Raw genomic sequence first — 14,733 nt, 5'->3', positions numbered from 1 at the left:
CCCAATCCATTTTGACTGTTAGCTCCGGTTTTTGCGTTTGTTCCGCGAATCCTGGGCAATCTTTTCCGGCTTTTGGTCATGCCGGTATGCCCAGAACACCAGTGCGACACCGGCTGCAATCATCGGCAGTGATAACCACTGACCCATACTAATCCCCAGGGTCATGACGCCGAGAAAACCGTCATCCGGTTCGCGAAAGAATTCGCAGAATGAGCGAAAAACGCCATAACCAATCATAAACATTCCGGAGATAGCACCCAGTGGTCTTGGTTTGGCTGAATAAAGCCACATCAGAATGAAAAATGCCAACCCCTCCAATGCAAATTCATATAGTTGGGACGGATGCCGTGGCAGATTGTCTACATACGGAAAAATCATCCCCCAGGGCACATCCGTAGGTCGTCCCCATAATTCCCCGTTGATGAAATTACCAATACGTCCTGCACCCAGGCCAAGCGGAACCAGTGGTGCGATAAAATCAGTGACTGATAACCATGACAGCCTGTATTTGCGTGCCAGCCATATCATAGCCACAATAACGCCGAGAAATCCGCCGTGGAAAGACATTCCACCATGCCAGATCGCCAGAATCTCCAGTGGATGCTGCAAAAAATAACCTGGCTCATAAAATAAAACCTGCCCCAGCCTACCACCTAGCACGACACCCAGCACGCCGAAAAACAGTGCATCATCCAGCATTTCCCGGGTAAAGATACAACCGGGCTGATGCCGGATACGATAGCGCCCGAGCACAATGAACAAGAAAAACCCGAGCAGGTACATCAACCCGTACCAGCGAACAGCAAGCGGACCTATGGAAATCGCAATCGGATCAAATTGTGGATGAACGAACATGGCAGCAGCCTGACTTACGGTAAAATACGCATTATACGGCAACATCTGCTGACCACAGCAATCACCCCCAGCAATCGTTACCTTGCCTAACTATATTCATCACATCTATCTATCTATCTATGAGGGAATAATATGCCAGACAATCGACGCAGCCAGGCCATCACTAAAGGTGCGAAACGTGCTCCCAATCGCGCCATGTTACGTGCAGTTGGATTCGGTGACGGAGATTTCGATAAGCCCATTGTCGGCATTGCCAACGGCTTTTCCACCATCACGCCTTGCAACATGGGGCTGGATACGCTTGCCAAATGTGCGGAACATGCATTGAAAAATGCCGGTGCCATGCCGCAAATGTTCGGCACGATTACGGTATCGGATGGTATCTCCATGGGCACCGAAGGCATGAAATACTCACTGGTATCACGCGAGGTAATCGCTGATTCCATTGAAACCTGCGTGCAGGCGGAAAGCATGGATGGCGTCATTGCCATTGGCGGGTGTGACAAAAACATGCCTGGTGCCCTAATCGCGCTGGCTAGACTGAACGTGCCATCCATTTTTGTCTATGGCGGCACCATCAAGCCCGGTCACTACCAGGGTCGCGATCTGACAATCGTCAGTGCGTTTGAAGCGGTTGGGCAACATAGCGCACACAAGATTGATGATCAGGAACTGCTGGAAGTTGAACGCCATGCCTGTCCCGGCGCAGGTTCGTGCGGCGGCATGTACACCGCCAACACCATGTCCTCTGCGATTGAGGCGATGGGCATGAGTCTGCCCCATTCCTCCACTATGGCTGCGGAAGATGAGGAAAAGCGGATCAGCGCCACCCGCTCTGCCGAGGTGCTGGTGGAAGCAATCAAAAAACAGATTCTGCCGCGCAGCCTGATTACCCGCAAGTCACTCGAAAATGCAGTAACGGTAGTCATGGCCGTAGGCGGCTCGACCAATGCTGTGCTGCATCTGCTGGCCATCGCCCACGCAGCAGAAGTAGATTTTCATATTGACGATTTCGAAGCGATTCGTGCCCGTGTGCCGGTGTTGTGTGACCTGAAACCTTCCGGGCGCTACGTCGCCACTGATCTGCACAGAGCAGGCGGCATTCCACAAGTGATGAAAATGCTGCTCGTGCACGGTCTGCTGCATGGTGACTGTCTGACCATCAGCGGACAAACTATCGCTGAAGTACTGAAAGATATTCCTGAACAACCGCGCGCGGATCAAAACGTCATCCGCACCTGGGACAACCCGGTGTATGAACAAGGTCATCTGGCGATCCTGAAGGGTAATCTTTCGCCGGAAGGTGCGGTGGCCAAGATTTCCGGTGTAAAAAACCCCAATATTACCGGGCCCGCCAGAGTGTTTGAATCCGAAGAAACCTGTATGACTGCCATTCTCGATCGCAAAATCAAGCCGGGTGATGTTGTCGTTATTCGCTACGAGGGGCCACGCGGCGGTCCCGGCATGCGTGAAATGCTCTCCCCTACTTCGGCGCTAATCGGTGAAGGATTGGGTGATTCGGTCGGATTGATTACCGATGGCCGTTTTTCCGGCGGCACCTACGGCATGGTCGTAGGCCATGTAGCACCGGAAGCATACGCCGGGGGAGTGATCGCTCTGGTGGAAGAAGGAGATTCAATCACAATCGATGCGCATCGCCGCCTGTTACAACTGAATGTTTCAGAAACAGAATTGGAACGCCGCCGGGCTGCCTGGCAGCCGCCTGCGCCGCGCTACACACGCGGTGTACTGGCAAAATATGCCAAACTGGTATCAACCGCCAGTCGTGGTGCGGTTACTGATTAATCTCCCTACAAAAAACAATGCCTAACCACCTTGCCGGAGAAACCAGTCCTTACTTGCTGCAGCACGCAGACAATCCTGTGGACTGATCCATGGGGGAAAGAGGCATTGTAAATCGCACAAACACAGAATAAGCTGATATTGCTTTCCATCGGCTATTCCGCCTGCCACTGGTATCATGTGATGGCGCATGAATCATTTGAAGATGCTGAAGTGGCTGCGCCATGAACACGCATTTCGTCAATATCAAGGTTGATCGTGAAGAACGCCCTGATATTGACCAAATTTACCAGAGTGCACACTATGCGCTGAATCATCGTTCCGGCGGCTGGCGGCTGGCCACTGACCATGTTCCTGACACCCGAACAAAAGCCTTTTTTCGGTGGCACTTATTTTCCAAAGGAAGCACGTCACGGTATGCCGGGATTCCTGCAACTACTGCCAAAAGTGGCAGAGACTTATCACACTCGTACAGCGGATATCGAACAGCAGAATGCAGTATTACTGAAATTGCTTGCTCAATCACTGCCCACACCCAAAACCGATGCTTCCGTACTTTCCCGACAACCAATTGACCAGGCATGGCAACAGTTGAATCGCCAGTTTGATGAAATGTATGGCGGATTTGGCGATGCGCCCAAGTTCCTTCATCCGGCTGAATTGCAGTTCTGCCTGCGACGTTATATCGCTGATAATAATACTCAGGCACTGCATGTTGTGACCCACACTCTGGAAAAGATGGCGCAGGGTGGTTTATATGACCAACTGGGCGGAGGATTCTGCCGCTATAGCACTGATCGTTACTGGCGGATTCCACATTTTGAAAAAATGCTGTATGACAATGCGCTGCTGCTGTCCCTCTATGCAGAAACCTGGTTGATAACCGGCAACCCGCTTTTCAAACAGGTTGTTGAAGAAACAGCAGCCTGGGTCATGCGGGAAATGTAAGCCAGTACAGCAGCAGGTGGGGGCTGTTTTGCCTCACTGGATGCTGATTCTGAACATGAAGAAGGCAAATTCTACGTCTGGGATCGGCAGGCGATTGCCGCGATTCTCACCAGGGAAGAATATGCGGCGACAGCCCCTTACTTTGGCCTTGATCGCCATCCCAACTTCGAAGGTCAGCATTGGCATCTTGAAGTGGTGCAATCAATCGAGGCAGTTGCAGCAAATAATCAAATCCATTCGGAAGCTGCGCAACAGCTCATTGACAGCGCACGCAAGAAGTTACTAAACGAACGTGAGCAGCGTATCCGGCCGGGACGTGATGAAAAAATACTGACCAGCTGGAATGCGCTGATGATCAAGGACATGGCGCGCGCCGGACAGATTTTTGAACGTGGGGAATGGATTGATTCAGCCGTGCAGGCAATGGATTTCATCCACGACAGGCTATGGCAGGATAGCTGCCTGCTGGCAACGTTCAAGGATGGCAAAGCGCATCTGAATGCCTATCTGGATGATCACGCCTTCCTGCTGGATAGTCTGCTGACGCTGCTGCAAGCCCGCTTTCGACAGGCAGATCTTGATTTTGCCATCACCCTGGCAGATACACTGCTCACCCGGTTTGAAGATGAAACATCCGATGGATTTTTTTTCACCAGTCATGATGAGATACTTATTCATCGGCCTAAAACCGGTCACGATGGCGCCATTCCAGCCGGAAACGGTATTGCCAGCATAGCCTTGCAGCACCTGGGCTATCTAGTGGGCGAGCCACGCTACCTCGAATCTGCCAAACGTACACTGGATATTTTCTCTGATGTGTTGTCACACCAGGCCAGTTCGCATTGCAGCATATTGGTCGCGCTGGAGGAATTTCTGGAACCAACCCGGACAGTGCTCCTGTCTGGAGATGAAGCAGAATTGCAGACATGGCTTAAGGCACTGGTTCCCTGTTCATTGAATATGATATCAATCGCATTGCCTCATGAACTTTCCGGGTTACCCGATGGTCTTAAAAAACGCTCTGCCCCAGATGGAAAAATCAGCGCTCAAGTATGTGAGGGCAGGCGTTGTCTTCCGGAGATTCATTCACTGAATGAACTGCTGCAAGTCTGCAGGGTTCACGGTAGAATGGCACTCCCTTAATCATTCATAAAAGGAAAAAACTGATGAAAACAGCTTGGTTAGGTGTATTTGCTGCTTCAGCGTTGTTAGTGGCCGGTTCTGTTCAGGCCAGCCCCGAATTGGCAGCAAAAAATAATTGTGTCGCTTGTCATCAGGTAGATGCAAAACTTGTTGGCCCTTCATTTAAAGAAATTGCAACCAAATATGCGGGCAAGGATGATGAGACCGGATACCTGGTAAGCAAAATAAAAGGGGGCAGCACTGGTGTATGGGGTCAGATTCCAATGCCTCCAAACGTCAATGTCAGTGATGGGGATGCCAAAGCACTGGCAGAATGGATCTCGACACTTAAATGATCTGATCATCAGCTATAAATTTAAGCCGATACCGGGAACCGTATCGGCTTTTTTGTTTCCGGGCCGCCAATCCAAGCTATCAAGAAAGACCGCTTTATTTGACAACGTACCTGGCTTTCAATACATTTCTTTGAAACATTCTTTTTAAATATCCAGCCATATAACAATTATGCTTACGGTTTTCCTTGATTTCGGCTCCGTCACGCGCGGTGATATTGATCGGGCAGCGCTGGAGCAGGCCGTATCTCCCTGGATTTATCATGACAACACCTCCCGTGAACAGGTTACAGAGCGGATCAAGGGAGCTGAAATCATCATCAGCAATAAAGTGCAGCTGGATCGGACAGCCATATTTGCAGCAGATCAGCTAAAACTGATTTGTGTCGCAGCCACCGGTTATAACAACGTCGATCTTGCTGCAGCCGCTGAGCGCAATATTCCGGTATGTAATGTACGCAACTATGCCACTAGTTCCGTTGCGCAACACACGCTTATGTTCATGCTGAACTTTGCCTGCCGTTTCGTGGAATATCGGCAGCTGATAAAAAAAGGGGGATGGCAGACCAGCACCTACTTCTGCCCGCTTGATTTCGGCGTTATGGAATTGGCAGGAAAGACGCTTGGTATCATCGGGCATGGCGAGCTCGGTAGTGCTGTGGCAAATATAGCCAAAGCATTTGGTATGAAACTGTTGATCGCCGAATATAAATCCGCCTCATCCATCCGGCCTGGGCGCATGGCATTCAATGATGTTATCCAACAAGCGGATTTCATTACGCTGCACTGCCCGTTGTCGGCAGATACCCGGCATTTGATTGGCAAGTGGGAATTTGATCTGATGAAACCCTCGGTATACCTTATTAATACAGCCAGAAGCGGCCTGATCAATGAAGACGACCTGCTGCAAGCCCTTTATTCTGGCCGTATTGCCGGCGCAGCTATCGACGTCCTGCAAGCAGAGCCGCCGGTTAATGGCAATCCCTTGCTGGATTACCCTCATCCCAACCTGCTTATTACACCCCATTCCGCCTGGGCCAGTGTGGAATCTAGACAACGCATGATCAACCTGCTGGCAGATAACATACGTAATTTCCTGCAAAACAAGCCTTTTAACCAGATTAATACAGCGTTGCAGTAATTCTGGATACGCATATAGACCAGGTAATGTCCACCGCCGCACTCTACTGCTTAGAACCTGTTCAAGGAAAAATCTGAATGAAAGCCACACCTCTTGCGATTCCTGATATCTATCTAATCGAACCCAAAGTATACGGCGATGAACGCGGCTTCTTTTTTGAAAGCTTCAATCAAGCCAGTTTTGAAGAAATCATCGGCAGGCCGGTTCAGTTCGTGCAGGATAATCACAGCCGCAGTATGAAGAATGTCCTGCGCGGCCTGCATTATCAGATTCAGCAACCGCAGGGCAAGCTGGTGCGTGTGGTGCAAGGTGAAGTGTTCGACGTAGCGATTGATCTGCGCAAAAGCTCAGCAACCTTTGGCCAATGGACGGGGGAAATCCTTTCTGCAGAAAACAAATACCAACTCTGGATACCTGAAGGATTTGCCCATGGTTTTGTCGTACTGAGCAATACCGCCGAATTTCTCTACAAAACCACGGATTACTATGCACCTGTCCATGAGCGCTGCATTCTCTGGAATGACCCAACACTCGACATTGCCTGGCCAGCAGGTATTCAGCCTGCTCTATCCACCAAGGATGCCCTGGGAACCCCATTTGATCAGGCCGAGGTCTTTGACTAACGCAAGAGCTTCTGCAACACCAATGGAAATGTGCGCCAACTCCTGGCGCAATACGGCTTGAAGTATCCTGACAGCCCGGAAATCTCGAAGAAACTGATTTGACTATGTCCCACCCTTTTTATCAGCATCGCCGCATACTGATTGCAAGCCTAGTCGGCACAACCATCGAATTTTATGATTTTTATATTTATGCCACGGCAGCGGCACTGGTATTCGGACCTTTATTCTTTCCTGCAGAATCTCCGTCTGCACAATTAATGTTGTCATTCCTGAGCTTTGGACTCGCCTTCCTCGCGCGGCCGGTTGGCGCAATATTATTCGGCCATTTTGGTGATCGTATTGGAAGAAAATCAACACTGGTCGCCTCATTGTTGCTGATGGGCATATCAACCCTGCTGATTGCATTCTTGCCCACCTACGCGACAGCAGGCTGGATAGCTCCGTTACTATTGTGCACCCTGCGTTTTGGTCAGGGACTGGGACTTGGCGGCGAATGGGGCGGCGCGGCTTTATTGGCTGTTGAATACGCTCCCCCGGGATGGGGTGCGCGGTTTGGTATGATTCCTCAGTTAGGTGCTCCAATTGGATTCATTGCCGCAAACGGATTGTTTTTGCTTCTCGGTACGGCGTTGAGTGAAACAGACTTTGCAGCATGGGGATGGCGAATCCCATTCCTTACCAGTGCAATTCTGGTTGGACTTGGTTTATGGGTGCGGCTGAAAATTAATGAAACACCCGAATTTACCCGGGCACTGGCAAAAGATCCTCCCATTCCGGTTCCCATCGGCGAGCTGATACGCAAGCATGCCGCTATCACCTTTGCCGGAACGTTTACAGTAGTTGCCTGTTTTGCCATCTTTTATCTTTCAACCGCTTTTGCACTGGCTCATGGCACTACGACACTTGGATACGATCGTGAGCTGTTTCTGCTCACTCAGCTTGCAGCAATATTATTTCTGGCTATTGGTATCGTTCTCTCGGGAATACGTGCCGATCAGCATCACGCAAACCAGGTACTGGTATGGGGATGTGCAGCGACAATTATCCTGGGCTTAATATTTGGACCAGCCTTGGGGGCGGGATCGCTATGGCTGGTCTGGATGGTGCTTTCGCTTGCCCTGTTTATAATGGGGTTTGTTTACGGCCCGCTTGGCGTATGGCTACCATCACTTTTCCCTCCGCGAATACGCTATACAGGCATATCTGTTGCCTTCAACTTAGGAGGTATTCTAGGCGGCGCACTCGCCCCCCTTGCCGCACAGGCACTTAATGATGCGGGAGGCACATCCTTTGTTGGCCTTTATCTGACAATGGCAGGCATATTCAGCCTGGCAGGATTAAAAATGGCCAGGAGGCTGGCGCCAAACAAAGCGTAATAAAAAAGACTTACAACCCGCATAATATGTCCATACAAATTTAACTACAGCTATCCTTTTCTACCTCCGTTCTATTATGAACCTCGTGTAGTCATATAATCGGACACTTGAGCGCAAATGTCACCCATTTACGCTCATTACAAATAAAACCCATGGAACAACTAATCAATAAATACAAAAGCCTTAACGATTTACCTACGAACTACCAGAAATTATTTGAATTAGGTGAAAAAACAAGCTTTGATTTATCCAGAGACTGGTTTCTTCTGTTAGAGACCAATGTTATCCAGCAAACAAAAGAAATCTGTATTTACACTTCAGAAGAAGGGAGCGTTATGCAAGGGATCTGGCCAACGTTATTACGAAAAAAAGGAAAGTTAAGTGCTCGGCAGATTAACGGCTTTACCTGCTTTTATTCCTCACTGTATCAACCTTTGATTCTTCCCAACCTGACAATTGACAACCTGGCTGATTGCTTAAGAAAGATTGTGTCAGACACACGAGCTGACGTACTGCGCTTTGACATTATGGATCCGTCCTGGTCAGGTTTTGACCTCCACGAACAAGCTTTAAAGAAAATTGGTTTTAAAACTGATCGGTTTTTCTGCTGGGGGAATTGGTATCTGCCTGTAAACAACCAGTCATTCTCTGCTTATTTACAGGGGCTTTCCTCTCGGGTGAGGAATACACTGGAACGGCGAAAGAAAAAATTTCTGGCAGGAGGGCGAGGAAAACTGGAAATCATTACAACTCACGACAAGCTCTCCATCGCAATTGATGCCTGGGAAAAAATTTACGGGGCAAGCTGGAAAATACCGGAGCCTTACCCAGAATTTATGCCTTCTTTAATCAGTCTTTGTGCAACCAGAGGCTGGTTGAGGTTAGGAATTGCATACTATGACGAAGAACCAATTGCAGCACAGCTCTGGATAATAAATCATGGCCGGGCAGCAATCTACAAATTAGCGTACGATGAAAAATATGCCAACCTATCTCCCGGCACCATTCTGACTGCGCACCTGATGCAATACGTAATTGACGTGGACAAGGTGCATGAAGTTGACTACCTTACCGGGGACGACGCTTACAAAAAAGATTGGATGAGCCACCGACGTGAGCGCTTGGGATTAGTTGCCTATAATCCCGTATCTTTCTGGGGACTAGCTTGCATGTCTAAACATATTGCGGGGAAAATCAGGAAAAGAATCAGAAAATTCATGAAATAACTTCGTAGAATACTTCGATTGCGAGGCTGCTTCAACTTTATCTATCTACTCAAAAATTACAACTGCTGCGCAATAACACTGTTTTGATATCCGGACATCTTTAATCTATCAGCATATTGTCTCTTTTATCCCATATGCAAAAATAGATTCCAAAAACTGCCAATGAGACAACTTCTCCTTGATATTACTGAAATCGGCCCGCCGTCACTGGACAACTTTATTCCTGAAGGGAACGAAGAGTTGCTGTACACACTGAGGAATCTGGTTGCCGACAATCGTCAAGATCGTTTTTATTATCTGTGGGGAAATACAGGAAGCGGTAAAAGCCATCTGCTGCAGGCGGTAACCAATATTTTTATGGAACAGCAGCGCAATACACACTACATTGATTGCAATCAGGCTGATGAAATTGATTTCAATCTAACCGCAGATTGCATAGCAGTTGATAACATTGAACAACTGGATGATGCTGAACAAATTAGACTGTTTAATCTTTATAACCAGATCCGTGAAAGCAAGTATGGGATATTTTTGGCTGGTGGCACCCGACCGCCTGCACAATTGGGTTTGCGTCCGGATCTGACTACTCGCCTGGGCTGGGGATTGGTATATCAAGTACACGAATTAACGGATGAAAAAAAAATAGAAGTTATGCAAGACTATGCAATCCGTTGCGGATTTGAGTTGCCTCTGGATGTTTGCAACTACTTACTGAAGCATGAACAACGGGACTTATCCTCCCTGATCAGGCAGGTCAGCGCGCTGGATCAGCTTTCGCTGACTAGGCAGCGCCCCGTCACCCTTCCCTTGCTGCGTGAACTGTTATAATCAGCACCGGTTTCGGACGATCGTCAATCTCGGAATATCAGATGATTGCAGTTGCTCCGTTCAACTTTGAAACGAATCTGCTGTTTTTCCTTACACAGCTTTATTACATCCATTTTTTCTTATACCGATCAGCATCATGAAACTGGCATTATTTGACCTGGATAACACACTCCTGGCTGGTGACAGCGATTTTCAATGGGCACAGTTCCTGATTGAACAAAATGTTCTGGATCGGGAGGTCTACGAAGCTCGTAACATTGAATTTTACGAGCAATACAAAGCGGGCACACTGGATATTCATGAATTTCTGAATTTTCAGTTAAAGCCTCTTTCCCGCCACCCGCGCGAACAATTAAATGAATGGCGCAGTCGTTTTGTCAAACAAAAAATTGCACCATTGATTGCTCCCGGCGCTTGTGAATTAATTGCCGGGCATCAGGCTGAAAAGGATTTGTGCATTATTATTACTGCCACCAATAGCTTCGTAACCGCCCCCATTGCCAGCATGCTGGGTGTTGATCATCTAATTGCCACCGAACCGGAACTGGAAAATGGTGAATTTACCGGCCGCGTAACCGGCACTCCCTCTTTCCGGGAAGGTAAAATAACCCGGCTGGAACAATGGCTGGACATGCATAACCTCACCTGGCTTTCTTTCCTGCAAAGCTGGTTTTATAGTGACTCGCTCAACGATCTGCCACTCCTCAAAAAGGTGACACATCCTGTTGCGGTGGACCCGGATGCCACACTCCATGAACATGCGAAAGAATGCGGGTGGCGTATTATTAGCCTGCGCCAATAGCACCTCAATCAGATAATTTACATTCTTTAACAAGGAGAAAACAAAATGAAACATACTTCCATAGCATTCCTACTACCAGCAATTTTGAGTCTTTTACTTTCATTTAGCGCACAGGCTGCTGACAGCTATCCTGAAAAAGCAGGAGAAAAGCTGGCTACAGGCGTTGCCAATATCGTTACTGGCATTGGTGAAATCCCTAAAAATATGATGATTTCCAGCCAGAAAAAAGGAACTATCTACGGTGTAACAGCAGGATTTTTCGTGGGCATCGTTCAAACAGTGGGGCGGACATTAAGTGGTGCGCTTGATATCGTCACCTTCGTAATACCCACTACTTCCCTCGTTCAACCGACTTATATCTGGAATGATTTCAATCGGGAAACAACCTATTCAGCCTGGCGTATGCGTTGATAATATTGAGTTTGATATCAATTACCCTTGCCAGGATTCGCTCCGGCTGGAAGAAACACATGAAGTCAAGACAGACAATACAGCTGGTTCCGATATAATATCGGTTTTGTGAAGGATCGGCAGCATGCGACTCATACAAAAAGCACTCACCTTCGACGATATATTACTGCTTCCCGCTCATTCCGAAGTCTTGCCCAGGGATGTTGACCTCACCACACAGCTAACCCGTTCTCTCCGGATCAGGATTCCGATTGTTTCAGCCGCGATGGATACAGTTACCGAAGCACGACTTGCTATTGCTATCGCCCAAGAGGGCGGGATCGGCATTATCCACAAAAATATGCCGATCAGCGCCCAAGCAGCGCAGGTTGCACAAGTAAAACGCTTCGAAAGCGGCATTGTCACTGATCCGATTGTCGTCTCTCCAGACATGACCGTCAGAAGCGTTCTGGAACTGATTCGGCAACACAACATATCCGGCTTGCCCGTAGTAAAGGGCAAAAAGGTTGTAGGCATTGTTACCAACCGCGATCTGCGGTTTGAAACCAACCTTGATCAGCCGGTCAAAAATATCATGACCCCGAAGAAGCGTCTGGTTACTGTCCGAGAAGGCATCTCACAGGAAGAAGCACTGGCCTTACTGCATAAACACAGGCTTGAGAAAGCACTGATTGTCGATGAAAACTTCGAATTGCGCGGGATGATTACCGTCAAGGACATCACCAGAACAACCGAACATCCCTATGCCAGCAAGGATGAACGGGAACGTTTATACGTGGGTGCTGCAATCGGGGTGGGGGAAGGCAGTGACGAACGTGCCGCCGCTTTGGTGGAAGCTGGTGCAGATGTAATTGTCGTGGACACAGCACATGGGCATTCGCAGGGCGTATTGGAACGCGTGTACTGGGTCAGGAGAAATTTTCCTGAAATTCAGGTAATCGCTGGTAATGTTGCCACGGCTGCAGGAGCCAAAGCATTGGTAGATCATGGTGTTGATGCCGTAAAGGTTGGAATCGGTCCAGGTTCAATCTGTACCACCCGGGTCATTGCTGGTGTTGGTGTCCCGCAAATTTCAGCAATTGATAATGTTGCTACTGCACTGCAGGGTACAGGTGTACCAGTTATCGCAGATGGAGGTATTCGTTATTCCGGTGATATTGCCAAGGCCATTGCTGCAGGGGCAAGCGCAGTCATGCTGGGAGGTCTACTGGCTGGAACAGAGGAATCCCCAGGTGAAGTCGAGCTACTCAAGGGTAGAGCCTATAAAAGTTATCGCGGCATGGGCTCATTATCTGCCATGCAACAAGGATCAAGCGATCGCTATTTTCAGGAAACCGAGCGCCATGAAGCAGAAAAACTGGTACCCGAGGGCGTGGAAGGTCGCGTTCCTTACAAAGGCTCTCTCGCCAATGTCATCCATCAACTGACAGGAGGTGTCCGTTCCAGCATGGGTTATCTGGGATGCCATACCATCAGTGAAATGCATGAAAAAGCTGAGTTTATCGAAATCACGTCTGCCGGAATCCGGGAATCTCATGTGCATGACGTTCAGATCACCAAAGAAGCCCCCAATTATCACGTTGAATAACCCTTTACTGATATGCATTCAGCAATTCTTATCCTGGATTTTGGCTCGCAGTACGCTCGTTTAATCGCACGGCGCATCCGGGAAACCAGTGTTTACTGTGAACTCCACCCCTTTGATGTCAGCCCGCAATTTATTCGGGAATTTTCTCCTGTTGGCATCATTCTCTCCGGCGGGCCGGCATCCATCTTTACCAATGACGCGCCGCGTGTGCCTCAAATTGTGTTTGAACTGGGTGTCCCTGTTCTCGGCATATGTTATGGAATGCAGGCCATGGCAGCTCAGCTCGGAGGAGAGGTGGAAAATGCGCAAACGCGCGAATTTGGCTATGCAGAATTGTTAACAGAACCATGCAGGCTGTTCCAGGACATCAAGGATCGCATCAACTCTGATGGCAAACCCGCTCTTGATGTATGGATGAGCCACGGTGACCGGGTTAATAAATTACCGCCTGGGTTCACAGCCATTGCCTTCAATGCAGCCACTCCCTTTGCAGCCATGGCTGACGAAACACGCAGGTTCTACGGTGTCCAGTTCCATCCTGAAGTCACTCACACCCTTCAGGGAAAAGCTATCCTCGATCGTTTCGTTCATGATATCTGTGATGCGGGCTATGACTGGAACATGCCGGATTACGTAGAAGAGGCCATTGGCCGGATACGCGCGCGCGTCGGCGGCGATAAAGTCATCCTGGGATTGTCTGGGGGGGTAGATTCTTCAGTAGCCGCCGCACTAATCCACCGCGCCATCGGTGATCAGCTGGTATGCGTATTCGTAGACAACGGCCTGCTCCGCCTGAATGAAGCCAAGCAAACCATGGAAACCTTTAGCCGGAATCTTGCGGTCAACGTCATCTACGTTGATGCTAGCAGACAATTCCTGGAGCAATTGAAAGGAATCACTGATCCGGAACAGAAACGCCGCACCATCGGCCGCGAATTTGTGGAAATCTTTCAGCAGGAAGCCGCAAAAATTGAAAACGTCAAATGGCTGGCGCAAGGCACCATTTATCCGGATGTCATTGAATCTGCCGGCAGCCACACAAAGAAATCAGGATTAATCAAATCCCACCATAACGTTGGTGGTCTACCAGAAACACTTCGCCTCAAATTGCTGGAACCACTGCGTGAACTGTTCAAGGATGAAGTACGAGAACTTGGCTTGGCACTGGGACTGCCGCGTGACCTAGTATTTCGTCATCCCTTTCCCGGGCCGGGACTGGGTGTCCGTATTCTTGGAGAAGTTAAATATGAATACACAGAATTATTGCGCCAGGCTGATGCCATCTTTATTGAAGAGCTGAGAAACGCTGGATGGTATGAAAAAACCTCCCAGGCATTTGCTGTTTTCCTGCCAATAAAATCAGTTGGCGTTATGGGAGATAACCGCAGTTATGAGTATGTCATCGCGCTGCGCGCCGTTCAGACTGAAGATTTCATGACGGCACAATGGGCTGAACTGCCTTACACCCTGCTGGCCAGAATCTCCAACCGCATCATCAACGAAATTCGTGGCATCAACCGTGTGGTTTACGATATCTCAGGCAAACCCCCCGCGACCATCGAGTGGGAATGATTCCGCGTCTGGCACAGCCAGGCACCTGATGGCATGAAATGCCGCTAAGCCCGCGTAATTGCGGGCTTTTTTTTGTTTGTGTTTG

Annotated in this window: 14 protein-coding genes and 1 pseudogene; 14 read left to right on the top strand and 1 reads right to left on the bottom strand. The window is 48.9% G+C overall.

Going from position 1 to position 14,733, the window contains the following annotated elements; genetic code table 11:
- Positions 1-18 precede the first annotated feature (18 nt).
- Complete coding sequence (lgt, locus tag C8R14_RS09710) at positions 19-855, bottom strand: prolipoprotein diacylglyceryl transferase (protein ID WP_041353581.1); 837 nt, start codon at positions 853-855, stop codon at positions 19-21.
- A gap of 132 nt (positions 856-987) precedes the next feature.
- On the opposite strand from lgt, the gene ilvD reads away from it, so the two are divergent.
- The 14 genes and pseudogenes from ilvD to guaA all read left to right on the top strand — a co-directional run bounded on the left by ilvD (position 988) and on the right by guaA (position 14,648).
- Positions 988-2,661: a dihydroxy-acid dehydratase gene (gene ilvD, locus C8R14_RS09705; RefSeq protein WP_011635247.1), complete on the top strand. Its 1,674-nt coding sequence runs from the start codon at positions 988-990 to the stop codon at positions 2,659-2,661.
- Between the two features lie 138 nt (positions 2,662-2,799).
- A pseudogene (locus tag C8R14_RS14425) lies at positions 2,800-3,014 on the top strand (DUF255 domain-containing protein); the annotation flags it as partial.
- Entirely contained in the window at positions 3,007-3,606 is a 600-nt protein-coding gene (locus tag C8R14_RS14145) for a thioredoxin domain-containing protein (protein ID WP_011635248.1), read from the top strand. The pseudogene C8R14_RS14425 and the gene C8R14_RS14145, both read left to right, overlap by 8 nt.
- Positions 3,607-3,798: 192 nt before the next feature.
- Positions 3,799-4,749: a YyaL domain-containing protein gene (locus tag C8R14_RS14140; protein ID WP_011635249.1), complete on the top strand. Its 951-nt coding sequence runs from the start codon at positions 3,799-3,801 to the stop codon at positions 4,747-4,749.
- Between the two features lie 23 nt (positions 4,750-4,772).
- A complete protein-coding gene (locus C8R14_RS09695; RefSeq protein WP_011635250.1) occupies positions 4,773-5,084 on the top strand; it encodes a c-type cytochrome in 312 nt (103 codons plus the stop codon).
- 169 nt (positions 5,085-5,253) lie between these two features.
- On the top strand, positions 5,254-6,222 hold the full coding sequence (locus C8R14_RS09690; RefSeq protein WP_011635251.1) for a 2-hydroxyacid dehydrogenase: 969 nt from the start codon (positions 5,254-5,256) through the stop codon (positions 6,220-6,222).
- Positions 6,223-6,299: 77 nt separating this feature from the next.
- Complete coding sequence (rfbC, locus tag C8R14_RS09685; RefSeq protein WP_011635252.1) at positions 6,300-6,845, top strand: dTDP-4-dehydrorhamnose 3,5-epimerase; 546 nt, start codon at positions 6,300-6,302, stop codon at positions 6,843-6,845.
- Between the two features lie 104 nt (positions 6,846-6,949).
- Positions 6,950-8,221: an MFS transporter gene (locus C8R14_RS09680; protein ID WP_011635253.1), complete on the top strand. Its 1,272-nt coding sequence runs from the start codon at positions 6,950-6,952 to the stop codon at positions 8,219-8,221.
- Positions 8,222-8,373: 152 nt separating this feature from the next.
- Positions 8,374-9,447: a GNAT family N-acetyltransferase gene (locus tag C8R14_RS09675; protein WP_011635254.1), complete on the top strand. Its 1,074-nt coding sequence runs from the start codon at positions 8,374-8,376 to the stop codon at positions 9,445-9,447.
- A 162-nt stretch (positions 9,448-9,609) separates the two neighbouring features.
- Positions 9,610-10,275 carry a DnaA regulatory inactivator Hda gene (gene hda, locus C8R14_RS09670; protein ID WP_011635255.1) on the top strand — a complete coding sequence of 222 codons (666 nt, stop codon included), beginning with the start codon at positions 9,610-9,612 and terminating at the stop codon, positions 10,273-10,275.
- Between the two features lie 136 nt (positions 10,276-10,411).
- Positions 10,412-11,077 (top strand): histidinol-phosphatase, encoded by a 666-nt coding sequence (locus C8R14_RS09665; RefSeq protein ID WP_011635256.1) that lies wholly within the window; start codon positions 10,412-10,414, stop codon positions 11,075-11,077.
- Positions 11,078-11,122: 45 nt separating this feature from the next.
- The gene (locus C8R14_RS09660) at positions 11,123-11,488 is read left to right on the top strand and encodes an exosortase system-associated protein, TIGR04073 family (protein WP_011635257.1); all 366 of its coding nucleotides are present in this window, start codon (positions 11,123-11,125) and stop codon (positions 11,486-11,488) included.
- Between the two features lie 124 nt (positions 11,489-11,612).
- A complete protein-coding gene (gene guaB / locus C8R14_RS09655) occupies positions 11,613-13,076 on the top strand; it encodes an IMP dehydrogenase (RefSeq protein WP_011635258.1) in 1,464 nt (487 codons plus the stop codon).
- Between the two features lie 12 nt (positions 13,077-13,088).
- Positions 13,089-14,648: a glutamine-hydrolyzing GMP synthase gene (gene guaA / locus C8R14_RS09650; protein ID WP_011635259.1), complete on the top strand. Its 1,560-nt coding sequence runs from the start codon at positions 13,089-13,091 to the stop codon at positions 14,646-14,648.
- The last annotated feature ends 85 nt before the right edge of the window (positions 14,649-14,733 follow it).

The sequence above is a fragment of the Nitrosomonas eutropha genome, from assembly GCF_003201195.1.
Taxonomy (GTDB): Bacteria; Pseudomonadota; Gammaproteobacteria; order Burkholderiales; family Nitrosomonadaceae; genus Nitrosomonas; species Nitrosomonas eutropha.
This window is presented reverse-complemented; position numbering and strand designations above follow the sequence as displayed.